Genomic DNA, 24,692 nt, shown 5'->3' with positions numbered 1-24,692 from the left:
GGCGACGGTCGACAGGCCGAGGGGGCGTCCGGCGTCGCGACCACGACCGCAGGCTACTGGAGCTGGGCCGTGAGCCGGGCGATGCCCTCTTTCGCCTTCTCGCGTGTGGGGCGACGCCGCCAGTCGGAGACATTGAGACGGATGCTGTTGGCGCGATAGTCGGCTTCGACTGCGCGCAGCTGATCAACGAAGTCGGCGTCTCGCACCAGCACTGAGATCTCCATATTCAGACTGAACGAGCGGATGTCCATGTTGCTGGAGCCGATCACGGCGACCTCGTCGTCGATGGAGAAGTGCTTGGAATGCAGGACCGTCGGCGAGCGGTACAGATAGATCGAGACGCCGACGTTGAGCAGGGCCTCGTAGTACGAGCGCTGTGCGTAGTACACGAACGCCTGATCACCGATCTCAGAGACGAAGAGCTCGACGTCCACCCCGCGCGCGGCAGCGGTGAGCAGCGCGAGCAGGGTTGCCTCGTCAGGCACGAAGTAGGGGCTGGTGATGCTGATGCGATGCCGGGCGTTCTGAATGAGCAGCACGAACAGCTTGAGCGAGTTGTCGCTGGCGAAGCTGGGCCCGCTGGGCACGACCTGCGCATCGGCTCCGAACACCGTCGGTATGCCTGTGCGAGGCTCGGCGGCGGGCGAAGGAGCCATCGGGGTGAGCCGTTCGCCTGATTCGCTGAACCAGTCGGACATGAAGACGGCGTCGAGCTCGCCGACGAGCGGACCCTCGACACGGACCATCAGCTCCTGCCAGTGCAGCCCTCGTCGCAGGTTCTTCGGCTTCAGATAGCTGTCGTCGATCAGGTTCTGCGAACCGGTGTAGGCCACCTTGCCGTCAATGGTGACGATCTTGCGATGGTTGCGCATGTCTGGCCGCTGCCACTGCCCGCGCCAGGGCCGCAGCGGCAGCATCGCGTGCCACTGCGCGCCCATCTCTGAGAGCATCCGCTTCGTCGCGCGACGACCCGGATAGCCGAGACCCGAGAGGTGATCTGAGAGGGCGCGCACGGTCACGCCGCGATGTCGAGCACGTCGCAGCGCCTCGAAGAAGGGCGCTGTCGATGCGTCGTGCACCAAGATGTAGAACTCCACGTGCACGTACTCGGTCGCCGCATCGATGTCGTCGATCATGGCCTGCAGCGACCCCTGGTACGAATCGATCAGCTGCAGCGTGTTGTCACCCACCATGGGCAGCGCGGTCAGCCGTTCGTTGAGGCGAACCGCAGAGGGCATCCACTCTGGCGACTCCGGGACGGTGCGGTGTGCGGTGACCTCGTCACGCGCGGCGAGCGCCGAGTTGATCTCGATCTGACGACGCTGCCGCCAGCGAGGCAGGCGCCCGATACCGATCGTGAGGAATGCGATCACTCCGACCACGGGAATGAACATGATCGCGAGCACCCATGCGATGGCCGTCTGCGGCGGCCGACGCAGCGAGATGACGATGGCCGAGACGAGCACGATGAGGATGTGTGCGAGCGTCGCCAGCAGACTGGCAAGCGGCGCGGTGAACATGGCAGTCCTCGATCATGGGATCCGTGCTCGGAGCCCCGAACACGGATCCCATCCTAAATCAGTGCGGAATCTGCAGCACTACTCGCGCTGGCAGACCGCGCAGCCAGACCTCAGCCGTCGCGAGCGGAGCGAGATCAGCCAAGCATCGCCGAGAGGGCGAAGACCCACAGTGACAGCACGACGAGCAGTCCGAGGCTGTAGGGGAGAGCGGCGCGCATGATCGCCGACTCCTTGCCGGCCAGGCCGACGGCCGCCGACGAGACGGCGATCGACTGCGGCGAGACGATTTTGCCGATGCCACCACCGGCCACGTTGGCCGAGACCAGCAGGGTGGGATTGGTGCCGATCTCGGTCGCGGTCACCGACTGCAGGTGGGCGAAGAGCGTGTTGTTGTTGACGACCGAGCCCGTGATGAACACGCCCAGCCAGCCGATGACCGGTGAGAGCAGCGGGAACAGCGCGCCGACGCTCGCCAGCGCATGGCCGATGGTCGTCGAGCCGCCGGAGAAGTTCGCGATGTAGGCGACGATCATGATGAGCAGGATCAAGAGGATCGGCTGCCAGAGCATCTTGACCGAGGCGACGAACTCTTCGCCGACCTGCTTCCATGTGAGTGCGCTGCTGGTCAGCGCGGTGAGCAGCACCGACACCAGGATGGCGGTGCCGGCGGCGCCGATCGGCGACCACGTCCACACCGCTGTCATCGGGGCATCCGCACCCGCAGCCGTGACCTGGCCGTCGAGACCGGGAATCGAAACCAGCAGGCTCAGCGCGGAGAGCGCACCGCCCTTCGAACGATCGAAGAGGTTTGCGAAGAAGGGGGCGCTCCAGATCAGGATGAGCACGGTCAGAAACAGGAAGGGCGACCAGGCGCTGACCAGCTGACGCGGGGTGTAGTGCTCGCTGACCGGTTCGGGAGCACCGGGCATGCGGAAGGTGCGCTTCGGCTTCCAGAAGCGCGACAGCACGGCGAGGGCGGCGAGAGCCACGATCGACGGGATGATGTCGGCCAGGTCGGGCTGTCCGAGCACGAGCAGCAGCACCGCCTGAGAACCGCTGAACGCGACGACCACGGTGATGAGGGCGGGCAGCACCTCGCGGATGCCGCGGAAGCCGTCGAGGATGGCGACCAGCAGGAACGGGATGATGATCGTCGGCAGCTGACCGACCAGCACCATCATGCCCGACAGCTCGGGGATCGGCACGTCGCCCTGGCGTGCGGCGATGATCACGGGGATGCCGATGGCGCCGAAGGCACCTGCTGCGGCGTTCGAGATGAGGGCGAGCACCGCAGCCTTCAGCCCGGGAAAGCCCAGCGTCAGCAGCAGGGCGGCACAGATGGTGATCGGCACGCCGAAGCCGGCCGCACCTTCGAGGAACGCACCGAAGCAGAAGGCGATCAGCAGCACCTGGATGCGCTGGTCGGCAGCGATGCCCGAGATGCTGTTGCGAATCACATCGAACTTGCCGCTGCGCACGGCGAGCTTGTACAGCCACACCGCCATCAGAATGATGTAGCCGATCGGCCACAGGCCGTTGAGCACACCGTCAAGCGCGGCACCGCCGATGGCCGACGCCGGCATGCCGAAGCCGATGAAGGCGACGATGACGGCGAGCACAGCGGCGATGGCCGCAGCTGTCGTGCCCTTCATCTTGAAACCGACCAGTGCGACCAGGAAGAAGATCACCGGAACGGCGGCGAGCCCCGCTGAGAGAGCGAGGTTGCCAGTCGGATCAAGCGGTTGCGTCCACATGACAGAGTGCCTTTCGTGCATGCCGGAACAGCACACACGAGCGCCGTTCAGTCGGGAAATGAGCGACGTCGTCGTCAGAATCGGTCGGGCGCCAGAGGGCAGCGATTGTGGTCAGACCACATCAGGACCACATGACACAATACCGCTCGTGACGGCGTGATGGCGAGAGGCCAGCCTCAAACGACCGTGCACGCATCACGAGAGGCTCCCGAAACGCGCGGCAGAACCGGTGAGTTCAGGCTTCAGACGAGACCGGGAACGAAGGTGGTCGGCGTGTTGCTCTTGGGGCCGTGGCCGTGCTTCGGCGCGACGCTGGAGAGCGTCGCAGCGGCGCTCATAGAGTCGTCGTACGAGGCGTTCACCAGAATCGGGTGGTGGTCGGAGAGCCCCTGCGGCAGCGAGGTGACTCGATTGACCGTGAAGCCGGTCGACGTCGCCATGTCATAGCGTCCACGGAAGATGCGATAGCGCTGATACGTGCGCTGCTCCGTCGCGGTCAGCTCATAACCGTGCGTGCGCACGCGCTCCTGCAGGTGACGCTGGAAGAACGGGTAGTTGTAGTCGCCGACCATCAATGAGGGCAGACCCGCACCGAACTGTGCGAGTCGCTCGAACGAGGTGCGAATCTGATTGCGGCGCAGCGAGTTCAGCGCGGTGAGCGGGGCCCCGTGAAACGAGGCGACCATCAGCTCACGATCTCGGGTGAGATCCATCAGTCGGGTCGCGACCAGACGCTCGTGAGCGGGTGCGGCGACACGGTCGTGCAGAGACTTCTTGAGCTGGTAGGTCTGCGATCCGATCAGGCGAAACCGGTCGGCGCGGTAGAAGACCGAGATGCCGAGACGATTGCCTCGGGTGGCCTCTGCAAGCCGCAGCGACCCGATCTCAGTCGGCAGGGAGTCGATGTCGCACTCCTGCAGACAGAGCACGTCGGGATCGGTTCGACGGGTGAGATCATCGAGCTCGCACAGAGCACGGTTCTTGCGCAGGTTGTAGCTGACGACATTCATCACGACAGTTTGCCTCCAAAGGGTAGAACCGCTTTCAGGCTACCGTTCTGATCGCCTGAGCGGGGCATGTTTCGGCCAGAAACAGCTGTGAATTCACCAGATCGTCACAGAGGGTCGGTGATTTCGCCAGCATTCGACGACGCTCAGCCCAGCAGAGCGACACAGCGCCGCAGCAGGGCCGCACCGGCGTCGTCGTCGGTGAGAAGCTGACCCGGAGCCAGCGGGTCGGCGATGGTCGTGACCTCATATGGTTTGTGCAGCGTGCCGTCGGCGGCGGCGCCCGGTGAGCTCGGCGAGCCCGGCTGCACGTCGACGTGGGTGACGTCGTAGCCCTGCGCGTGCAGCCAGTCGGCCATGGTGTAGTCACTGCGTGAGTCGCCGACGGTGAACCAGCGCTTCGGCAGCACGGAATGCTCGCCCAACAGCTCGAGCGAGCGACGGGCACCCAGCGCCTTGCCGCTGTGAGAGACCTCGACGTCGCAGCTGATCACGGTGGGGTCGATGCGCAGCTGCACGGCTCCGAGGCGGGCGCGCAGCTCGATCAGATCCTGCACCAGGGCATCCCTCGCCGAAAGGAATGCCGCATGGTCGCTGCCGGCGATCATCTCGAGCGTCATCATGGTGCGCTTCGTATCGTCGAAGAACATGGTGTCGGCGAACTTCTCGGCCGCTGCCTCGCGGCCGAAGTCGACGACCTCCTGAGGCACTCGCATGTCGACGTCGATCTGCTCGTCGTCGAGGCCTGCGGCCGTGAGCTGCGCCCAGACTCCGCCCTTCTCGCCGACAACCGCGAGGCCGGTCGCGTCGGCAGCAAGACCGGCGGATACCAGAGCCGGGACGATCTGCCGGCTCACGAAGGCGGTCGAGCGGCCGGTGTTGAACGAGAGCGGCACGCCCGCTTCGGCGAGGGTGACGAGGCTGTCGGAGATCTCGGGCAGGCGCACGGTGCGGGTGACGGGGCTGGCGATCGGGCCGTCGACATCGAGGAGCAGGCCGAACGGTGCTGGCGCAGTGGACATAGCCCCATTGTGCCCGATGGCGGGCATCCGGTCTGTGCCTGACGCGCTTCTGCGTCACTCCTCCCCGGAGTCGGTCGCGCGACGATCGGCCTGTTTGGCGGCGCGAAGCCGGCGCAGCCGATCGGCTGGGGTGGGCTTCGGCGGATGCTGCAGCAGGTGCCGTGCGACCGCGCTGACCTGATCGGCGGCGCGGGTGTCTGATCGTTCCCCTGCCGGCTTCGCACGCTGTGAGACATCGATCAAGAGCTGCTGGGCTGCCGGGCCGTGCAGGTGCGCGGCTGTGACGAGTGCCGCAGTGGCGAGCTCGACGTCGGCGTCGGAAACCGGATCTGCCGCTGCGGTGAGTTCGGCTGGGCGTTCGGCCAGACGGCGCAGATCGGGGAGTGCCCCATCGGCATCGGGAGATCCGATGGAGGTCAGCACCTCGACGGCCTGTTCGCGCTGTTCGGGACGGCCGGTGCGCAGCACGGTCGTGAGCAGTGGCGTGGCCTCGGCACCGTAACCGGTGATGAGCTGGTCGACCATATCGCGCTCACGAGGATCGTGCGAGCCGAGACCGGCCATCAGGCGGGGCAGCAGCCGAAGATCGTGCAGCTGCGCCAGCATCCACCGGGCCTTCACGGCCACTGCAGGATCCGGGTCGTCCAAGAGGGCCAGCACCGCGTCGGCGTACTCGGGCGCACCGACTTTGCTCAGCAGATGCACGGCCTGGGCGCGAACCGGCGCGCGGCTGTCAGTGAGCTTTGCGGCTGCCTGCGGCAGAAAGCCCCGTCCCATGCGCACGAGGGCCCAGACGATCGACTCTCGAACGAAGAACTCGGGCTCGTCCCAGAGCAGCCGCACCAGCAGACGGGCAGTCTCAGGATCGGCGAGACGGCCGACTTCCAAGGCCGCACGCTGACGGGATTCGGGCGGGGCGGCGTGATCGGCCAGAGTCGCGAGGAGGGCCTGGACGTCGCTCATCGGCAGCAGCCCTCCGCTGAGAACTGCGGCATGTCGCGCAGCCCGGCGATGATGCGCTCGGCGTCGTAGCCCTGCGGATGCCGCACGAGCTCGACTCCCGCACCCTGGATCGCCGCGAGCGTCGCATCGGTGATGCTGCGGGAGTCGAGGCCGTGCAGCGCGGCGAAGCGCGCGATCACCGGCTGCAGCCGCCGACCGTACTCGTGGAGCCCGGCATTGACCTCTGACCGGAACTCTTCGTCACGTCGCACGAAGAAGAACTGAAAGAGCAGCTCGATGTCATCGCGCTGCCTCTTCAGATCGCGGATCTCGCTGGCGACCATGCTCTGGAGCGCCTCGTGCGGTTCGAGGTCGGCGCCATAGTCTGTGGCGGGCCCGTCGAGAGCACGTCCGATGACGTCGTGGAGCAGGGCGTGCAAGAGACCGAGCTTTGTCGAGAAATAGAAGTAGACGAGCCCGCTCGACAGCTCTGCCTCGGCGGCGACGGAACGCCCGCTGACCATCGCGAGCCCGTCGCGCACCGCAATGCGGTGGGCAGCACGGACGATGGCCGAACGGCGTTCGGACTCGGACAACCTGACACCGACCATGGCCTCCACCATAGCCGTCGTCGCCCGCACAAGTGCTGACCGGATGATCAATACCGCGAGTGGAGCGTTCGGACAGGAGCACCTGAAGTAGTGTTCCTGCCCGAACGCCTGCGATCACCAGTCGACGGCGTCGCGGATGATGGGGCACGTCATGCAGTGGCCCCCACCGCGCCCGCGCCCGAGCTCGGCACCGGCGATGGTGATGACCTCGACGCCGGCCTTGCGCAGGGCCGCGTTCGTCTGGGTGTTGCGGTCGTAGGTGAAGACCACACCCGGCTCGACGGCCACGGCGTTGTTGCCGCTGTCCCACTGCTGACGCTCTGAGGCGTAGAAGTCGCCCGCCGTCTCGACCAGACGCAGCTTGGGCAGCCCCAGACCTCGTGCGACGACGTCGGTGAAACGGGCGTCGCCCTCGTCGACGATCTCTAAGCCGGGCGCTTTGTCGCTCGGGTGGATGCTGAACGTGTGCACGCCGTCGACGATCGCCGGGTGCACGGTCGCGAGATCTCGATCAGCGAAGGTGAAGACGGTGTCGAGGTGCATCGCGGCGCGCAGCTTCGGCATGCCTGCGACGATCACCTGTGTTGCCGCGCCTTCGTCGAAGAGCGCCTTCGCCACCTGCGTGATGGCCTGCCGTGACGAGCGCTCGCTCATGCCGATCAGCACGATGCCGTTGCCCACTGGCATGACGTCGCCGCCTTCGAGCGACGCCTGTGCCCAATCCTGTTCGGGGTCGCCCCACCAGACCTTCGAGCCGACGAAGTCGGGGTGAAAGAGGTAGATGGCCTTCATGAGCAGGGTCTCGCCGTGGCGTGCCGGCCAGTAGAGCGGATTGAGCGTCAGGCCGCCGTAGATCCAGCAGGTGGTGTCGCGGGTGAACAGCGTGTTCGGCAGCGGCGGCAGCAGATACTCGCGAGCGCCCTTGGTGTACTGGGCGAGGCTTCCGAGCATGGGGTGCAGATCGGTGGGGAGGTCGTGCAGGCCGAGCCCGCCGATGAGGTATCGGGCGAGGGATGCGCTGTCGAGCTCGTCGAGGAACTCGCGGGTCGCAGCGACCAGACCGATGCCGACGGTGTTCGCGATCACGAGCCGGTCGAGCAGCCATGCACGGGCGCCGGGCACGTCGATCGTCTCGGCGAGCACTTCGTGCAGCTCGACCACCTCGACGCCGCGATTCGCGAGTTTGTTCCTGAAATCGAGGTGATCGCGCTGGGCCTTCTCGACCCAGAGCACGTCGTCGAAGAGCAGGTCGTCGGAGTTGGACGGTGTGAGCCTCTCGTGGGCGAGTCCCGGTGCGGCGACGAGCACTTTGCGCAGTCGTCCGACCTCGGAGTGCACTCCGTATGCTTCGGAGCGGCCGCTGCCGACCGCAGTCTGTGCGGCGCCCTCTGATGAGTCTGTCATGATGTCGGTTCCTTTCAGAAGTTGCGTGGATCGGATGGAACGAGAAGGGGCCTGCCAGGTCGCTGCGTCAGAGCTGGATCAGCCCCTGCGCCAGGCCGACGACGCCGACGATCGCTCCGATGGCCACGACCGCGAAGAGCACGAGCTCGCCGGTCGAGAAGACGCGTCGATGCTGCTCTCGTCTGGTGATCGCGAAGAGGATCGTGGCCGGCGCATAGAAGATCATCGAGATGAGGAGGAACTGCAGGCCCGCCGCGTAGATCAGGAACAGCGTGTAGACGACAGCGAGCACGGCGATCACCGCATCGGCGGCAAGACGGCGCGGCTGCTCGTGCAGATACGTCTCTCGTGTGACCACGAGCTTCAGTGCGTAGGCCGCGGCCAGGAAGTACGGGATGAGCGACAGCGCCGCAGTCAGGTCCAGGGCGAAGTCGAAGGCCTCCTCAGAGAAGTAGGTGATCACGAGCACCACCTGGGCGAGCAGGGTGCTCAGCAGCAGGGCGTTGACGGGAACGTCGTCGCCGGTCTGTTTGGCGAGGAACTTGGGGAGATCTCTGTCTTTGGCCGCGACGAAGAGCACCTCGGCGGCCATCAGGCTCCAGGCCAGGTAGGCTCCGAGCACAGAGACGATCAGTCCGATGCTGACGAAGACCGTGCCCCACTGACCGACCGCGGCTTCGAGCACTCCGGCCATCGACGGCTGTCGCAGCGCGGCGATCTCGCCCATCGGCAGGATGCCGTACGAGACGACGGTCACCGAGGCGAAGATGGCGAAGACGCTGAGGAAGCCGAGCACCGTGGCGCGCCCGACGTGTTCGCGCTTCTGCGCGTGGCGGGAGTAGACGCTGGCGCTTTCGACGCCCATGAAGACGAACACCGTCACCAGCATGGTGTCACGCACCTGGGTCATGAGCGAGCCGGCGTAGTCAGCACCCATCAGGTTGTCGACGAACACGTCGGGGTGAAAGCAGAAGATCGCGATCAGCACGAACACGATGATGGGAACCAGCTTCGCGATCGTGACGATGCGGTTGATGGCGGTCGCCTCTTTGACGCTCTGTTTGATGAGCAGGAAGAACAGCCAGAGCCCGATCGAGCTGAGCAGGATCGCCACCCAGGTGTCGCCCGCGCCGAGCGCCGGCCACAGCGCGCCGAGCGTCGACATGATGAGCACCCAGTACGTCACGTTGCCCACGCATGCGCTTGCCCAGTATCCGATCGCCGAGAAGAAGCCGACGAACTGGCCGAACCCGGCCTTCGCGTAGGCGTACACCCCGGCGTCGAGTGCGGGTTTGCGGTTCGCCAGCCGCTGGAACACGAAGGCGAGCATGAGCATGCCGAAGCCGGCGACGACCCAGGCGATCAGTGCGCCGAGCACACCCGTCTCTTGGGCGAACCGACGTGGCAGAGAGAACACGCCTGCACCGACCATCGAGCCGATGACCATCATGGTCAGGGTGGCGACGGTGACTTTGGTGCCGGTGCCTGACGCGGGCTTCTGCGCCACACCGGCCTGCGGTGACCCGTTCTCTGTCGCGTGCATGCTGCACTCCTGTCGCACTGATCGGCTGAACCGCCTGTTCGGCGTCGGTTTCACCTTACATTGAGCAACTGGTCAATTCAGGCGGACAGCCGTCGCCACACCGTGTCAGCGGTCGCACCTAGGATGACTGCATGACATCGGACGCACAGATCGGGGCAGTCGCGCCGTTCTCCGAGCCCACCCGAGCCTGGTTCGACTCGGCCTTCGCGGCGCCGACCGATGCTCAGGTGGGGGCCTGGCAGGCGATCGAACGAGGCAGGCACACACTGGTCGTGGCGCCGACCGGGTCGGGTAAGACGCTCGCGGCGTTTCTCTGGTCGATCGACCGGCTCGTGCGCGAGCGCCGATCTGCCCGTGCCGATGCCGACCCGCCTGAGTTCGCAACCGCAGCGGCGCCAGGCGTGCGCATTCTCTATGTCTCACCCATGAAGGCGCTGGGCGTCGACGTCGAGCGAAACCTGCGCGCACCTCTGATCGGCATCGGCCAGGCCGCCGAGCGTCTGGGTGAGACACTGCCGCCGATCACGGTCGGCGTGCGCTCGGGCGACACGACGCCCAAAGAGCGGCGCCGTCTCGTGACACACCCGCCCGATGTGCTGATCACCACGCCTGAGTCGCTCTATCTGATGCTCACCAGCAAGGCGGCCGAGACGCTGCGCACAGTGCACACGGTCATCGTCGATGAGATCCATGCGCTCGCCGACGACAAACGTGGTGCGCATCTCGCACTCTCACTCGAACGTCTCGAGGGGCTGCTCGAGACGTCGCCGCAGCGCATCGGCCTGAGCGCGACGGTGCGTCCGATCGATGCCGTCGCAAGATTCCTGGGCGGCCCGCGGCCGGTGCAGGTGGTTGCGCCCGACCGCCGTCGGCGATTCGATCTGACGGTCGAGGTGCCTGTCGACGATATGTCGAACCCGCCGATGCCCGAAAGCGTGGCGCCGGCCGGCGACCGGGGCGAGGGAGCCGCTTCGAGCGGCCCCGACGCCGTTGCGAACGACGACGGCGAGCACAGAGTGGGGTCGATGTGGCCGGCGATCGAGGCGTCACTGCTGAAACGCATCCGGAGCGTGCGCTCGGCGATCGTGTTCGCCAACTCCCGACGGCTCGCCGAGCGTGTCACCGCCCGGCTCAACGAGCTGGACGCCCAGCTGCAGAGCGCCGATGACGAGGTCGAACCGCTGGCACGGGTGCATCACGGGTCGGTTTCGAAAGACCAGCGAGCCGAAGTCGAAGAGGCGCTCAAGAGCGGGCGGCTGCGCTGCGTGGTGGCCACGTCGAGCCTCGAACTCGGCATCGACATGGGGCTCGTCGACCTCGTCGTGCAGATCGACGCCCCGCCGTCAGTGGCCAGCGGACTCCAACGGGTCGGACGAGCGGGGCACCAGGTCGACGGCATCTCGCGTGCGGTGTTCTATCCGACGCATCGCCAGCAGCTGCTTGAGACCGCCATCGTCACCGAGCGTATGCTCGCCGGCGAGATCGAACACCTGCACATGCCGGCGAACCCGCTCGACGTGCTCGCTCAGCAGACGGTGGCCGCGGCCTCGGTCGAGACGCTTGACGTCGAAGCCTGGTTCGAGACCGTGCGACGTGCGGCGCCGTTCGCGTCGCTGCCGCGCAGCGCATACGTGGCCACTCTTGACCTGCTCTCCGGGCGGTATCCGTCCAGCGAGTTCGCAGAGCTGCGCCCGCGCGTGCTGTGGGATCGTGACGCCCAGACGCTCGAAGCGCGACCAGGCGCCAAACGGCTGGCGATCACCAGCGGGGGAACGATTCCCGATCGCGGACTGTTCCGGGTCGTGGCGGTGACCGGCGACGAGGGCGGCGGCACCAGAGTGGGCGAGCTCGACGAAGAGATGGTCTATGAGTCGCGTGTCGGCGACGTCTTCACACTGGGCACGACCTCGTGGCGCATTCGCGAGATCACGCATGACCGCGTCAACGTCGTGCCCGCTTTCGGGCAGCCAGGTCGCATGCCGTTCTGGCGCGGTGACAGCGCCGCTCGGCCGGCCGAACTCGGAGAGGCTCTCGGCGAGATGCTGCGCGGGCTCGAAGACGATGGAGCCGCCGAACGGCTGCAGCGAGCCGGGCTCGATCGACGAGCGGTGCAGAACGCGCTGGCCTATCTGGCCGAACAGCGCGAGGCGACCGGTATGGTGCCGACTGATCGGGCGCTCACGGTCGAACGCACCCGCGACGACGTGGGCGACTGGCGACTGGTGCTCGAATCTCCCTATGGCCAGGCGGTGCATGCACCGTGGGCGCTGGCCGTCACCGCACGGGTGAGAGAGCAGCTCGGCATCGAAGGCAGCGCCATCGCGAGCAACGACGGCATCATCGTTCGCATCCCTGACACCGAGAGCACGCCGCCGGGGGCGGAGCTCTTCGTGTTCGACCCCGACGAGATCCGCTCGATCGTCACCGCCGAGGTGAGCGGGTCGGCGCTCTTCGCAGCTCGCTTTCGCGAGTGCGCCGCGAGAGCGCTGCTGCTCGGGGCGTCCAAACCCGGCAGCCGATCACCGCTGTGGCAGCAGCGTCAGCGTTCGGCCCGACTGCTCGAGATCGCCGCACGGCATCCGCAGTTTCCGATCGTGCTCGAGACTGTGCGCGAGTGTCTGCAAGACGTCTATGACATCGACGCGCTCGTCGGCCTGATGCAGCGTGTCGACTCGCGTCGCGTGCGTCTGCGCGAGGTCGCCTGCGAGCTGCCTTCGCCCTTCGCGAGGTCGATGCTCTTCGGCTATGTCGGCGAGTTCATGTACGAGGGCGATCAGCCCCTGGGCGAGCGCCGCATCGCTGCGCTGACGGTCGACCCGCAGCTGCTGCGCGAGCTGTTGGGCGAGGTGGAGCTGCGCGAACTGCTCGACCCCGAGGCGGTGACCGACGTCGAGGCCGAGCTGCAGCGAACAGCTCCCGCCTTCCGTGTGCACGGTGTCGAGGGCGTCGCCGACCTGCTGCGGATGCTCGGGCCGCTGAGCACGGCAGAGGTGCACGCCCGCCTCGCAGAGGCGTCGCCTGCGGCAGCCGAGCTGTTGGGCGAACTCGAGAATGCGCGACGGGTGATCCGTGTGCGCATCGCCGGCGCCGAGGTCTGGGCAGCTGTCGAAGACGCCGGCCTGCTGCGCGACGCACTGGGCACAGCGCTGCCGGTCGGCGTCGCCGATGCCCATACGAAGCCTGTCTCTGATCCGCTACGCGAACTGGTCGTGCGGTGGGCCGCCACCAACGGACCGTTCACCGCACCAGCGGTGGCCACGCATTTCGGGCTGGGCACGGCGGTGGTGCGGGGTGCTCTGGAGCGTCTCGTCGTCGAAGGGCTGCTCCTGCGCGGCCGATTCCGCCCGCAGCACGCGGCCGCCGCCGACCTCGATGACGACGTCGAGTGGGTGCATCGCGACGTGCTGCGTCGGCTGCGGTCGCGCAGCCTGGCGAAGCTGCGCGGCAGCATCGAACCGGTGCCGCAGCACGCCTTCGCGATGTTCCTGAGCGACTGGCAGGGCTGCTCGAACCAGCAGCGAGGTCTCGACGGTCTGCTCTCGGTGATCGAACAGCTCGCCGGTCTGCCGTTGGCTGCCTCGACGCTTGAGACGATGGTGCTGCCGCAGCGTGTCGCCGACTACACACCCGCGATGCTCGACGAGCTGATCGCCTCCGGTCAGGTGCTGTGGGTGGGGGAGGGCGAGCTGCCGGGTCATGACGGGCGCGTCAGCCTGCATCTGGCCGACACCCTCGATCTCACGCGGCAGACCTCCGATGACTCCGACGGCAGCGAGAAGCCATCGGCGCTGTCACAGCTGATCGCCGACGTGCTCGGCGACGACGGCGCGCTCTTCGCCCACCAACTGCGTGAGCGTCTGATCGCACGGGGTGCACAATTCTCGACCGAGCAGCTGACCGCCGCTGTCTGGGAGCTCGCATGGTCCGGGGCGATCACGACCGACAGTCTCGGTCCGCTGCGGGCGACGGTCAGCGGAACCCATGCCGCGCAGAAGACGCGCACTCGCCCGAGTGCCGGCCGCAGCATCCGCCGGGGCGCGTTCGCGCGCGTGCGCGAGGCCAGAGCCCACGACCAGACCGTCGGAGGGGGCGATTCGAGCATGCGCACCGGAGCCGCACACGCCGCTGCGACCGAACCGAGACTGGCCGGGCGCTGGGCGCTGGTGCCGCACAGCACCGCCGAGCGGGCAGAGCGTCTCTCGGCGCAGGCGGGGCTGCTGCTCGATCGCTACGGGGTGGTGACGCGCGGGTCTGTCATGGCCGAGGGATTTCCGGGCGGCTTCGCCCAGGTGTATCAGCTGCTTGCCGAGTTCGAGCGCGGCGGCTACTGCCGTCGCGGCTACCTGATCGACGGCCTCGGCGGAGCCCAGTTCGCGGCATCGGGCACCGTCGATCGACTGCGGGAGTTCGCAGATCTGCACGTCTCGTCATCGGGGCAGGCGCTGACGCTGTCGGCGACCGATCCGGCGAACCCGTTCGGGGCGGCACTGCCCTGGCCAGAAGCGGAATCGGCAGACTCGGGGCGCCCGAAGCGCAACCCTGGCGCGCTGGTCACCATCGTCGACGGCGAGCCTGTGCTCTACCTTGAGCGGGGCGGTCGCACCGCCGTCTCGTTCGCCTCAGCAGAAGCGGCCTCGGCCGACGACCCGGCGCAGCGACAGACGCGCCGCGAGTCCGCAGCACGCTCCCTGGTCGAAACCGTGCAGAGCCGACACCTGGCGACGTTCACCGTGCTGAAGATCGACGGCGAGCCCGTCGGCGGCTCGGCCTGGCGGCGACCGCTGATCGACGCCGGGTTCGAAGAGACGCCACGGGGCCTGATACTGCGCAGGCGGGTGCGCTGATGCCAGAAGGAGACACTGTCTACCGCACCGCACGTGCGCTCGACGAGGCGCTGCACGGGCAGACGCTCACCCGGTTCGATGTGCGGGTGCCGCGGGCGGCGACGGTCGATCTGGCCGGGTGCCGGGTCGACCGTGTGACCTGCTACGGCAAGCACATCCTGCATCACATCGGCGACTACACGCTGCATTCGCATCTGCGCATGGAGGGGCGTTGGGATCGATACCGGCCCGGACAGCGCTGGCGCTCGCCCGGCTATCAGGCACGAGCCGTGCTGGCCACTGAGACGATCGTGACGGTCGGCTTCGAACTCGCCGAGGTTCGCGTCGTGCCGCGCGCCGAAGAGCACCTGCTGATCGACCATCTCGGGCCCGACCCGCTGAAGCGGCAGTGGGATCACGGCGGCCTCGAGGTCGCCGCCGAGAGGCTGTCAGCCGATGTGCGCCCGGTGCACGTCGCTCTGCTCGATCAGCGCAACGTCGCCGGGTTCGGCAACGAGTACGGCAATGAGATCTGCTTTCTGCGTGGCGTCGACCCGCACACCCCGGCGAATCAGGTGGACGCCATGGCTGTGCTGCGCCTCGGTGCACGGATGATCCGTGCGAACCGCGACCGCGTCGAACGCACGACGACGGGCAACCGCCGGCGCGGCGAACGACTCTATGTCTGCTTTCGCGCCGGCCTGCCCTGTCGCCGATGCGGCGAGGAGATCCGCTTCGACCGTCTCGGTGCCGATGCGACGCGCCTGCGCGATGTGTACTGGTGCCCGAGCTGTCAGCCGAGTCGGGGCTGACCGGGCCGTCGGCCGCCGAGCCGGTTGCTACCATTTCGCGCTGGTCTCAGGCAGACTTGGGGCGGCCCGGCTGCACGGCGGCATTCGGGAGGAGGGGAATCAGAATGGGCGAGGTGCAGCGTCGCAGACAGTACCGACATGCCCGAGGTCGGCATCGTCTCGCCGAGATCCGTCTGCTGACGGCGGCTCTCGTCACGCTCACTGCGGTGCTCCTCGTCGTGGGCGCACTGATTCCGAGCGTCGGCTCGGAGCCTTCGTCGCTGGCCCAGGGAGGCGTGTCTGGGGGCGCCAGAGCTGATGGAGATGATGCGCCGAACTCGGCGGCGACACGGGGCAGCAGCGCTGCTGGTGCCGATCGCTGCGAGATCTCATTCGTCGGCGACGATGTGCAGGAGCCTGTGGTCACCGAGGTCGCCGGCGAGCTCTATCGTGATCTGCCGGTGCCGGATCGAACCGGCTGGGTGTTCGCCGGCTGGTATGCAGATGCCGCGAGCGCCGCATCCGCCGATCAGCGCGCCCGAATCAACGGAGCGCATCTGGTCGACTGCGCTGACGGCGAGCGCACGCTGCATGCGGCGTGGCAGACGCCGGATGCGGTGCGTGCGGCCGACGTGCGGGTGCCGATTCTGATGTATCACCAGTTCACGGCGAAGCCGGAGGGGGAGCGCGGTTGGCTGCGCCTGAACTATGCGTACATCGGAGACTTCGAGGATCACATCCGCTATATCGCCGAGAACGAGTACTACCTGCCGACCTGGGATGAGCTCGAGGCGTTCATCGACGGGCGTCTGGCGCTGCCGCGCAAGTCGGTGATCGTCACCGATGACGACGCAGACTCATCGTGGCTCGAACTCGCCGCGCCGATCGTCGAGCGGTATCAGGTTCTGGCGACGTCGTTCGTGATCACGAGCGCGCGCACCGAGGCGACGCCGAACCGCTTCGTGCTGCAGCGCTCGCACACGCACGATATGCACCGTGCCGGGGCGAACGGCAAGGGTCGCATGGTGAACGAGTCGGCTCAAGCCGTGGCACAGGATCTGCAGACCTCGGCCGACATCCTCGGTGCGAAGGAGGTCATCGCCTATCCGTTCGGCCATCACAATGCCGTCGCCGAGCAGGGTGTACGGCAGGCAGGATTCGATCTCGCAGTCACCGTCGCCGGGGGAACGGTGCACCAGGGCAGTGACAAGCTCGCGCTGCCGCGTGTGCGCATCGACTACGGCATGAAGCTCGCGACCGTGAAGGCGGTGCTGGCCCAGTGATGCCTGTGCCGGTCGGAGTGACGCACGCGTGCATCTGCAACCGAGGATCGGCACCTGCTTTCGCCGGGAATATCTATTCACTTGCATAGGTTGCTGATACAAGTAGAATGGCACCAAGCAGATACCCCGAGACATGCCACCCAGACATGCCGCACCGATCACCGAGATCGCTGCTGCACCGCGGCATCCCTCGGCCACACGATGAGAGGCGGCAGTCATGCAGTTCGGAATCTTCTCGGTCAGCGACATCACTCGCGACCCGGTCAGCGGTGAGACTCCCAGCGAGGCGCAGCGCATCAAAGCGGCGGTCGCCATTGCGAAGAAGACCGAAGAGGTCGGCATGGACGTCTTCGCCATCGGCGAGCACCACAACCCGCCGTTCTTCTCGTCGGCGCCGACCACGCTGCTCGCCAGCATCGCCGCACAGACCGAGCGCATCGTGCTGAGCACGTCGACCACGCTGATCACCACGAACGATCCGGTGCGACTGGCCGAAGAGTACGCCATGCTGCAGCATCTCTCAGACGGACGCATGGATCTGATGCTCGGACGCGGCAACACCGCGCCGGTCTACCCCTGGTTCGGCAAAGACATTCGCGAGTCGCTGCCGATGGCCCTCGAAAACTACAACCTGCTGCACAGGCTGTGGCGAGAGGACGTCGTCGACTGGCAGGGCAGGTACCGCACGCCGCTGCAGGGATTCACCTCGACGCCGCGACCGCTCGACGACGTGCCGCCCTTCGTCTGGCACGGCTCGATCCGCACACCTGAGATCGCCGAGCAGGCGGCCTACTACGGTGACGGCTTCTTCGCCAACAACATCTTCTGGCCCAAAGAGCACTACATGCGGCTGATCCGCATGTACCGGCAGCGCTTCGAGCACTACGGGCACGGCACGGCGGCCCAGGCGATCGTCGGCCTCGGCGGGCAGGCCTACATCGCGAAGCGCTCGCAGGACGCCGTGCGCGAATTCCGCCCGTACTTCGACAATGCGCCGGTCTACGGCAACGGGCCGACGATGGAGGACTTCACCCGCCAGACGCCGCTCAGCGTGGGCAGCCCGCAGGAGGTCATCGACAAGACGCTCACCTTCCGGGAGTCGTTCGGCGACTACCAGCGGCAGATGTTCCTGATGGATCACGCCGGCCTGCCCCTGACGACGGTGCTCGACCAGATCGAGCTGTTGGGCAGCGAGGTCGTGCCGGTCCTGCGGCGCGAGCTGGCCGCACGTCGGGCGCCCGACGTGCCTGATGCCCCGACGCACGCCTCGCTGGTGCGGGCGAAGTACGGCGACGCCGAACCGCGCCAGCCTCGCCCGAACGCCAACCGCGGCGACAACGTCACCGGCGGCTCGCCCTACCTGGACACCGAAGATGCGCGCCGCTGAGCCGCTCGCGACCGGCGCCGATGTGATGGCCGACGCCGGGGCATCCACCGACAGTCGAGATGACGGCCGAAGCACAGCGCACGGGTCGGCGCGCATCGCGAACGAGGCGTGGGAGGCGCTGTTCCGCGCACAGGGCCGGCTGTTGCGCGTCTTCGAGGCCGACGACATCTGGCAGCAGGCGTCGCTGAACGAATACGACGTGCTCTACACCCTCGCGAAGCAGCCGCACGGGCTCAGCATGGGCAGGCTGAACGCCAGCGTGATGCTCACACAGCCGACGCTCTCACGTCTCGTCGACCGTCTGGTCGGTCGTGGTCTGGTGAGTCGGCAGCGGATGCCGGACGACAGCCGGCGGGTCTGCGTCACGCTGACCGAGGAGGGCCGCCGCGTGCAGCGGGCGGTCGGCCGGAGACATGGGCGGCTGGTGGCCGAACGCCTGAGTGCGGCGCTGAGCGACGCGGAGCTGGAGCAGCTGCGCGATCTGACGCGGCGGCTGATTCGATCGGTCGACGAAGACGATGAGAGATGAGTCGAGGCGAGTGAGGTGACTGCAGTGGACGAGACGAGCGAGCAGAGCGATGCAGGGCAGATGAGAACGACGGGTCGGCACGAGGACGCGGTCGCCGATCAGACACGGAAGATCGTGGTGATCAGCGCAGGGGTGTCGCAGCCGTCGTCGACGCACCTGCTGGCCGATCAGTTCGTGCGGCGTGTGCTGCAGCGTGCCGAGGCGGCGCAAGTGGCCGTCGAGGTGCGTCAGGTGGAGCTGCGACCGATGGCTCAGCAGATCGTGCAGACGATGATCAGCGGCCTGCAGAGCGCCGAGATCGCACAGGCGATCGATCACCTGGCCGCAGCAGACGCGATCGTGGTCGCGACGCCGATCTACAAAGCGGGCGTGAGCGGGCTGCTCAAGAGCTTTCTCGACATTCTCGATCACGATCTGCTGCTGGCGAAGCCGACCGCGCTGCTGGCCACGGCCGGCACCGCACGGCACGCACTCGTGGTCGACGAGCAGCTGCGCTCGACGATGGCGTTCTTCCGCGCGCTGACGATTCCGACCTCGGTGTTCAGCACGTCAGAGGATTGGGGCTCGGCGAGCCTCGGCGGCAGACTCGACCGTGCGGCCAACGAACTGGTCGCACTGCTGGCCAGCGACGTCGCGCGTGCGATCACCGGCGGCGCCTGGCAGCACTATCAGCACGAGTTCGGATCGGTCGCCGAGCAGGCGGCGGCCGAGAAGGCAAGAGACCCCGATGCAGGTGCGGCGAGTGACGCGTCTGCCGGGCTCGACTTCGACTCGGACATGATGCGGCTGGCCGCCGGCGGCCAGTGACCACGGCCAGGTCGGTCGACTGACTGCTCGCTGTATACGGTGTTCGCGCAGAGAGGACACCCTGTCAGGATGCACATCGGTGGGGCTAGCCTCGTGGCACATGAGTCGACGGCGAGACGTCGGCTCACAACCGGCTGACTCAACCGGATCGGCCGCCTGGACGAGAGGTGCAGACCATGAGCGAGACGACGAGAGACGAGACCGCACGCCGAGCCGAGACGCTCAGGGCGCTGCATCGTGACCCGAGCATTCTGCGGGTCGTCAATGTGTGGGATGCGATCACGGCCAAAGTGGTCTCAGACCTGCCCGGCACTCAGGCCCTGGCCACAGCGGGGCACTCCATCGCGGCCAGTCATGGTTTCTCTGACGGTGAGATTCCGCTCGACCTGCTGCTCGCTGCGACGGCCCGTATCGTGGCCGCGACCGACCTGCCCGTCAGCGCAGATCTCGACGACGGGCATGGTGATGCCGCAGAGACGGTTCGTCGTGCCATCGACATCGGCGTGGTGGGGGCCAATATCGAAGATCGGCTGCGACCCGTGGACGAATCAGCAGAGACGGTGCGTCGTGTGGTCGCCGCGGGGGAGAGCGCGGGAGTCGACTTTCAGCTGAACGCACGAACCGACGCGTTCGTGCTCGGCGGTGAACGACCGATCGATGTCGTGATCGACGATGCGATCTCACGCGGCCGGGCCTACCTCGACGCCGGAGCGGCGTTGGTCTTCGTGCCCGGTGTGCTCGACCGTGAGACGACCGAGCGGCTGGTGGACGGCATCGGAGAAGGCCGCCTCAGCGTCATCGGGCTGCCAGGTGCGCTGAGTGCCCGGGAATACGAACAGCTGGGTGTGGCACGCATCTCGTACGGGCCGATGACGCAGCGGCATGCGCTGCGCGCACTGCGTGATCTGGGCAACAGCCTCTATGACGATGGCGTGATCCCAGAAGACACCCCCGAACTCAACTGACCGCGCCTGAGCGTGTGGCGGCAGGGCTTCTGCGGCGCCACGATGCCGAGCAGGGTCAGGCAGGCGAGTCTCGGGTGAGGCTCACGTGGCGTCGCGGCCGTACCTCTGGCGCAGGTCTGCGAGACGGCTGATGAGATGGCTGCGCAGCGGCAGGCCGGGGGCCTCGGTGTTGGTCGCCGTGTGGCTGTCTCGCGGATGCGAGTGGAACAGATCGAGGTCGTCGTCGATCGTCTCTGCATCGTCGAGATCGTGCACCTGCTGGTGCAGGTCGGCCATGAGCTCGTCGAGGGCCGTGGCCTGCTGGGCTGACTCGTGCAGCTGCCGCTCGATCTGTTCGGGAACGTCGTGGCGGTATTTGTAGTAGATCTTGTGCTCGAGCGATGCCCAGAAGTCCATTGCGATGGTGCGGATCTGAATCTCGACGGTCACCGGCACCGTGCCTGACGAGAGGAACACCGGCACCGAGACGATCATATGCAGGCTTCGGTAGCCGTTGGGCTTGGGCTGATGCACATAGTCTTTGACCTGGATCACGGTGAGGTCGTCTTGGCGCAGCAGAGCGCGGTAGATCTGTTCGATGTCAGAGACGAAGCTGCACGTGATGCGCACGCCGGCGATGTCGGTGATCTCGGCGCGAATGGAGTCGAAGTCGGGAGCGATGCCTTTGCGCTCGATTTTGTCGAGCAGACTCTCTGGCGATTTGAGCCGGGACTTCACGTGCTCGATCGGGTTCTCGCTGTGCAGGTGGGCGAACTCGTCACGAAGGATGTTCACTTTGGTGAGCACCTCGTCGATGGCGAACTTGTACTGCAGCAGAAAGCCGGTGAACTGCTTTCTGAGATGACGCCAGTGAGCGACGTCGTCGTCGCCCAGCAGCGTCAGATCCTGGGTGGCGATGCGAGGTACGAGCTCGTAGTCAGCGGTCATGAGATACACGTTAGCCTGCCGTTCTCAGCAGAGACTGTGGATCGCGCTGCTGCAGGGTTCTTGAGCCCCGGTCGTCGGTCTGCTGCTGCGCCTGCACGTCGACGAGATTCCACGCCATCGACCCCGTGACGCTGATGCCTCTTGCTCCGCTGCGGCGGGTGACTCCTCGTACGAGCATCAATTGGGTGCGAAAGACTCCGCTGCGGATGCGCTCTTGGGCCTCAGCGAAGAAGACGATGTTGCTCACCCCGGTGCCGTCGTCGAGTGAGACGAACACCACTCGGCGGCCTCCGCGCATCGGAGGAGTGTTCGTCGCACGGCGCACCCCGGCTACCAGCACCTCGCTGCCACCGGGCAGGCCGACGAGATCACGCGCCGGGGTCACGCCCAAACGCCGGAACAGCGGGTGGAAGCGTGAGACCACGTGGTGCTCGACGCCGATGCCGAGATGCTCGATCTCAAGATCGGTCTGGGTGCGCGCGTGCAGGTCGGTCACGGGCGCCGCTGCATGATGAATGGTCGGCAGATCAAGGTCGAAGGCCAGCTGCCGAGGCGGAATGCGTATGGGTGTGGCGGTGATCGACCTGATCAGAGCGAGCAACTCATGCCGTCGTCTGGGATCATGCCCGATGAACGCGTCGAGCGCGCCGACTCTGGCCAGTGCCTCGAACGTGCTGCGACGAGGGCGCACGCGATCGCGAAAGTCCTGCAGATTCGCAAAAGGCTGATGCGCGACCAGTCGCTCCTGCTCGGCTCGAGTGCTGCCGACCAGCTCGGCCACCGACACCCGGATGCCCAGACTCGGGGCCTGGCGGTCGGGCAGCCGCTCGACCCGGTAGTCGAGCCCGGAACGCTGCACGTCGAGCGGCAGCAGCGGGACGCCCAGGCGACGTGCCTCGGAGAGCAGCAGGTCTTTGGGCCACATGCCCGGGTCGTGGGTCAGCAGACCGGCGAGGAACTCGGCCGGATGATGGGTCTTCAGCCAGGCGGACTGATAGGTGGGCAGGGCGAAGGCCGCACCATGCGCCTTCGCGAAGCCGAAGCTGGCGAATCCCCGCAGCATCCGCCAGCAACGATCGGTCACCGACGACGGGATGCCTCGCAGCGACGCATTGCGAAAGACCATCTGCTCGATCTGGTCGAGCTGCTGATCGTCGGCCATTGCGCGGCGGAGCACATCGGCCTTCGCCAGACCGCAGCCGGTGAGCTCGTCGAGCAGACGCATCACCTGCTCGTGGAAGACCACGACTCCCATCGTCTCTCGCAGAATCGGATCGATGCGCGGGTGAATGACCGCCGGAGACACTTCGCCGTGACGAGCCTGCAGATACTGCAGCGGCATGTTGTTCTTCATCGGGCCGGGCCGGAACAGGCTGATGTCGACAGTGAGGTCGTTGAACTGCTCGGGCTGCAGCTTGCCGACCAGCTCCATCTGCCCTGGTGACTCGATCTGGAAGATGCCCAAGGTGTGCGTCGAGCGAATCGTCTCGAAGGTCGCCGGGTCGTCGAGCGGCAGGGCGTCGAGATCGAGCGGCGTCTCGTGCAGCCGGTTCACCTCGCTCACCGCATAGGCCATCGCTGACTGCATTCGCACGCCGAGCACGTCGAGCTTGATGAGCCCCATCGGGTCGACACTGTGCTTGTCGAACTGCGACATGGGCAGCCCGATGCCCGAGGGCTGAACCGGGGTGCGGTCGAGCAGCGAGAGATCGGAGACAATGACCCCGCAGGGATGCATGGAGATGTGTCTCGGCAGTGCGTCGAGACGCTCGGTGGCGTCGACGAGCAGATCAAGCTGCGGGCTGGTGCGCACCTGCTCGGCGAAGTCAGCGAGTTCGGGCTTCTCGGCCAGCGCCCGCCGAAAGCCGCCGGCGCTGAACCTCCACAGTTCTTTGGCGATCGCGTCGATGCGCTCGGCCTCGATACCCAGAGCGAGCCCGGCATCGCGCACCGCGCCACGGGAGCGATAGGTGTTCGTCATCGACATCAGCGTCACCCGCTGGTCGCCGAACTCGGCGAAGATGCGCCGGTAGACGTCATGGCGCCGGGCAGACTCGACGTCGAGATCGATGTCGGGCAGCGTGCGGCGCTCGGGCGAGAGAAAACGTTCCCAGAGCAGCCCGTTGTCGAGTGGTTCGACGCCTGAGATGCGCAGCAGATAATTCAGCATCGAGCCGACCCCAGACCCACGGGCCTGCACCCGCACCCCCATCTCGCGAATCAGGTCGACGACTTTGGCGACGGTCAGAAAGTACGGGGCGAACCCCAACGTCTCGATGTCGGCGAGCTCATGATCGAGACGATCGTGCACCGCTTGCAGGCGGGCGGGGTCTGCCTGGGCGTACCGATCGGGGACAGCAGCTCTGGCGCGCATGGTCAGCGCGCGCATCGGGTCTCCTTCGATTCCGATCACACCGGCCTCTGGCATGCGCGGATGCCCCCAGCCGAGATCGACTTCGGGGTCGAGCGTGCACCGTTCGGCGAGACGCTCGGTGGCGGCGAGCAGATCTGTCGCGGTGGTCGTGTGGTCGCTCACGTCGACGACCATGCGGGCAATGCGCCGCATGGCGGAGGCCGGCTTCAGCCAGGCCTGTCCGGTGGCGGTGAGGCGACGGTCGCGGTCGAGGTCGTCGAGCGGCAGCAGCGTACGCGCAGAGTCTGAGATGTCTGCAGTGGCTGCCTCATCTGGCTCGCCGTATCGAACCTGATTGGTGAGCACGGCCGTGAGCCCATGCGCCTCGGCCAGCGAGAGCATCCGTGTGGCCGGTGTGACGCTGCCGGGCTGTCCCGGCTCGGCCAGCCAGCACACCACCTCGACGGCCAGCAGCTCGCGCGGCACCAGTCGGCACCAGGCGCGCAGCGCCGCACGAGCCTCGGGCAGCCGGCGCGCCTCGACCAGTCGGCCGACGTCGCTGGACGGGCCGAGCAGCACGCTCAGGTGCGGCCGTTCGCGCAGCAGCTCGCTGAGCGCGTCACGGCTGAGCGAAGGGGCCGAAGAACGGCGCGCTCTCGGGCCGGGATCGTGTGCAGCGGTCACCATGCGGCACAGCGCGGCATAGCCTTGGCCATGCCCGGCCTGTGCCCACTGCGTGGAGTCGCTGCGGCCGACTGCGCCATGGGCGAGCAGCACGACACGGCCAAGCGGTTCGGCCAGACTGCCATGCACGGCGAGATCTGCGCCCAGGATCGGCGCGAGCGCCGCATCTCGGCAGGCCTGCACATGGGCCACCGCACCATAGACCCCGTCTCGGTCGGTGAGGGCGAGACGTTCGGCGTCGGCGCTCGACGCCAGCTCGGCGAGGCGTCTCGGGGTGGTGCAGCCGTAGTGCGTGGAGAAGCCCGAATGCACGTGCAGGTGTGTGAACGGAGGCATGCCG

Annotated in this window: 17 protein-coding genes; 7 read left to right on the top strand and 10 right to left on the bottom strand. The window is 66.9% G+C overall.

Translation table 11 applies throughout. The features are described 5' to 3' along the window. Positions 1 to 53: 53 nt before the first annotated feature. The 8 genes from cls to F8O08_RS08380 form a co-directional block, all read right to left on the bottom strand. Entirely contained in the window at positions 54 to 1,520 is a 1,467-nt protein-coding gene (cls, locus tag F8O08_RS08415; protein ID WP_158042583.1) for a cardiolipin synthase, read from the bottom strand. Positions 1,521 to 1,654: 134 nt separating this feature from the next. Continuing rightward, positions 1,655 to 3,274, bottom strand: a complete 1,620-nt coding sequence (locus tag F8O08_RS08410; protein WP_158037668.1) for an L-lactate permease — start codon at positions 3,272 to 3,274, stop codon at positions 1,655 to 1,657. Positions 3,275 to 3,516: 242 nt separating this feature from the next. Then, complete coding sequence (locus F8O08_RS08405; RefSeq protein WP_158031145.1) at positions 3,517 to 4,284, bottom strand: endonuclease/exonuclease/phosphatase family protein; 768 nt, start codon at positions 4,282 to 4,284, stop codon at positions 3,517 to 3,519. A 143-nt stretch (positions 4,285 to 4,427) separates the two neighbouring features. After that, a complete protein-coding gene (locus tag F8O08_RS08400) occupies positions 4,428 to 5,303 on the bottom strand; it encodes a hypothetical protein (protein WP_158042584.1) in 876 nt (291 codons plus the stop codon). Between the two features lie 54 nt (positions 5,304 to 5,357). Continuing rightward, positions 5,358 to 6,266 (bottom strand): HEAT repeat domain-containing protein, encoded by a 909-nt coding sequence (locus tag F8O08_RS08395; protein ID WP_158037670.1) that lies wholly within the window; start codon positions 6,264 to 6,266, stop codon positions 5,358 to 5,360. Continuing rightward, positions 6,263 to 6,856 (bottom strand): TetR/AcrR family transcriptional regulator, encoded by a 594-nt coding sequence (locus F8O08_RS08390; RefSeq protein WP_192497706.1) that lies wholly within the window; start codon positions 6,854 to 6,856, stop codon positions 6,263 to 6,265. Before F8O08_RS08390 ends, F8O08_RS08395 begins: the two co-directional genes overlap by 4 nt. A 114-nt stretch (positions 6,857 to 6,970) precedes the next feature. Further along, entirely contained in the window at positions 6,971 to 8,260 is a 1,290-nt protein-coding gene (locus F8O08_RS08385) for an arginine deiminase (RefSeq protein WP_158042586.1), read from the bottom strand. A gap of 67 nt (positions 8,261 to 8,327) precedes the next feature. Continuing rightward, complete coding sequence (locus F8O08_RS08380; protein ID WP_158042587.1) at positions 8,328 to 9,803, bottom strand: basic amino acid/polyamine antiporter; 1,476 nt, start codon at positions 9,801 to 9,803, stop codon at positions 8,328 to 8,330. 131 nt (positions 9,804 to 9,934) lie between these two features. Here F8O08_RS08380 and F8O08_RS08375 point away from each other — a divergent pair, with 131 nt between their 5' ends. The 7 genes from F8O08_RS08375 (at position 9,935) to F8O08_RS08345 (ending at position 20,388) form a co-directional block, all read left to right on the top strand. After that, the gene (locus F8O08_RS08375; protein WP_158042588.1) at positions 9,935 to 14,647 is read left to right on the top strand and encodes an ATP-dependent helicase; all 4,713 of its coding nucleotides are present in this window, start codon (positions 9,935 to 9,937) and stop codon (positions 14,645 to 14,647) included. Further along, entirely contained in the window at positions 14,647 to 15,438 is a 792-nt protein-coding gene (locus F8O08_RS08370; protein ID WP_158037675.1) for a DNA-formamidopyrimidine glycosylase family protein, read from the top strand. Before F8O08_RS08375 ends, F8O08_RS08370 begins: the two co-directional genes overlap by 1 nt. Positions 15,439 to 15,542: 104 nt before the next feature. Next, the gene (locus F8O08_RS08365) at positions 15,543 to 16,700 is read left to right on the top strand and encodes a polysaccharide deacetylase family protein (protein ID WP_158042589.1); all 1,158 of its coding nucleotides are present in this window, start codon (positions 15,543 to 15,545) and stop codon (positions 16,698 to 16,700) included. Between the two features lie 217 nt (positions 16,701 to 16,917). Next, the gene (locus F8O08_RS08360; protein WP_158037676.1) at positions 16,918 to 18,087 is read left to right on the top strand and encodes an LLM class flavin-dependent oxidoreductase; all 1,170 of its coding nucleotides are present in this window, start codon (positions 16,918 to 16,920) and stop codon (positions 18,085 to 18,087) included. Then, positions 18,074 to 18,616: a MarR family winged helix-turn-helix transcriptional regulator gene (locus tag F8O08_RS08355; RefSeq protein ID WP_225733392.1), complete on the top strand. Its 543-nt coding sequence runs from the start codon at positions 18,074 to 18,076 to the stop codon at positions 18,614 to 18,616. The genes F8O08_RS08360 and F8O08_RS08355 overlap by 14 nt, the downstream gene beginning before the upstream one ends. A 24-nt stretch (positions 18,617 to 18,640) precedes the next feature. Further along, a complete protein-coding gene (locus F8O08_RS08350) occupies positions 18,641 to 19,423 on the top strand; it encodes a CE1759 family FMN reductase (protein WP_225733556.1) in 783 nt (260 codons plus the stop codon). 176 nt (positions 19,424 to 19,599) lie between these two features. Then, positions 19,600 to 20,388 carry an isocitrate lyase/PEP mutase family protein gene (locus F8O08_RS08345; protein ID WP_158037677.1) on the top strand — a complete coding sequence of 263 codons (789 nt, stop codon included), beginning with the start codon at positions 19,600 to 19,602 and terminating at the stop codon, positions 20,386 to 20,388. An 81-nt stretch (positions 20,389 to 20,469) separates the two neighbouring features. Here the strand turns inward: F8O08_RS08345 and F8O08_RS08340 are convergent, their stop codons facing one another. Together F8O08_RS08340 and dnaE are read right to left on the bottom strand one after the other, a co-directional pair. Continuing rightward, on the bottom strand, positions 20,470 to 21,315 hold the full coding sequence (locus F8O08_RS08340; RefSeq protein ID WP_158042590.1) for a GTP pyrophosphokinase family protein: 846 nt from the start codon (positions 21,313 to 21,315) through the stop codon (positions 20,470 to 20,472). Positions 21,316 to 21,325: 10 nt separating this feature from the next. Further along, positions 21,326 to 24,688 (bottom strand): DNA polymerase III subunit alpha, encoded by a 3,363-nt coding sequence (gene dnaE, locus F8O08_RS08335; RefSeq protein ID WP_158042591.1) that lies wholly within the window; start codon positions 24,686 to 24,688, stop codon positions 21,326 to 21,328. Positions 24,689 to 24,692: the final 4 nt, after the last annotated feature.

This window comes from Pseudoclavibacter sp. CFCC 13611 (genome assembly GCF_008831225.1).
Lineage (GTDB): Bacteria > Actinomycetota > Actinomycetes > Actinomycetales > Microbacteriaceae > Pseudoclavibacter_A.
This window is presented reverse-complemented; position numbering and strand designations above follow the sequence as displayed.

Excerpts from the sequence above, each read along its gene's own strand:
- F8O08_RS08385 (WP_158042586.1), bottom strand. The coding sequence starts at position 8,260 with ATGACAGACTCATCAGAGGGCGCCGCACAGACTGCGGTCGGCAGCGGC.
- F8O08_RS08340 (WP_158042590.1), bottom strand. The coding sequence starts at position 21,315 with ATGACCGCTGACTACGAGCTCGTACCTCGCATCGCCACCCAGGATCTG.
- F8O08_RS08345 (WP_158037677.1), top strand. The coding sequence starts at position 19,600 with ATGAGCGAGACGACGAGAGACGAGACCGCACGCCGAGCCGAGACGCTC.
- F8O08_RS08405 (WP_158031145.1), bottom strand. The coding sequence starts at position 4,284 with ATGAATGTCGTCAGCTACAACCTGCGCAAGAACCGTGCTCTGTGCGAG.
- F8O08_RS08375 (WP_158042588.1), top strand. The coding sequence starts at position 9,935 with ATGACATCGGACGCACAGATCGGGGCAGTCGCGCCGTTCTCCGAGCCC.
- F8O08_RS08370 (WP_158037675.1), top strand. The coding sequence starts at position 14,647 with ATGCCAGAAGGAGACACTGTCTACCGCACCGCACGTGCGCTCGACGAG.
- F8O08_RS08380 (WP_158042587.1), bottom strand. The coding sequence starts at position 9,803 with ATGCACGCGACAGAGAACGGGTCACCGCAGGCCGGTGTGGCGCAGAAG.
- F8O08_RS08360 (WP_158037676.1), top strand. The coding sequence starts at position 16,918 with ATGCAGTTCGGAATCTTCTCGGTCAGCGACATCACTCGCGACCCGGTC.
- dnaE (WP_158042591.1), bottom strand. The coding sequence starts at position 24,688 with ATGCCTCCGTTCACACACCTGCACGTGCATTCGGGCTTCTCCACGCAC.
- F8O08_RS08390 (WP_192497706.1), bottom strand. The coding sequence starts at position 6,856 with ATGGTCGGTGTCAGGTTGTCCGAGTCCGAACGCCGTTCGGCCATCGTC.
- F8O08_RS08400 (WP_158042584.1), bottom strand. The coding sequence starts at position 5,303 with ATGTCCACTGCGCCAGCACCGTTCGGCCTGCTCCTCGATGTCGACGGC.
- F8O08_RS08410 (WP_158037668.1), bottom strand. The coding sequence starts at position 3,274 with ATGTGGACGCAACCGCTTGATCCGACTGGCAACCTCGCTCTCTCAGCG.
- cls (WP_158042583.1), bottom strand. The coding sequence starts at position 1,520 with ATGTTCACCGCGCCGCTTGCCAGTCTGCTGGCGACGCTCGCACACATC.
- F8O08_RS08365 (WP_158042589.1), top strand. The coding sequence starts at position 15,543 with ATGGGCGAGGTGCAGCGTCGCAGACAGTACCGACATGCCCGAGGTCGG.
- F8O08_RS08355 (WP_225733392.1), top strand. The coding sequence starts at position 18,074 with ATGCGCGCCGCTGAGCCGCTCGCGACCGGCGCCGATGTGATGGCCGAC.
- F8O08_RS08395 (WP_158037670.1), bottom strand. The coding sequence starts at position 6,266 with ATGAGCGACGTCCAGGCCCTCCTCGCGACTCTGGCCGATCACGCCGCC.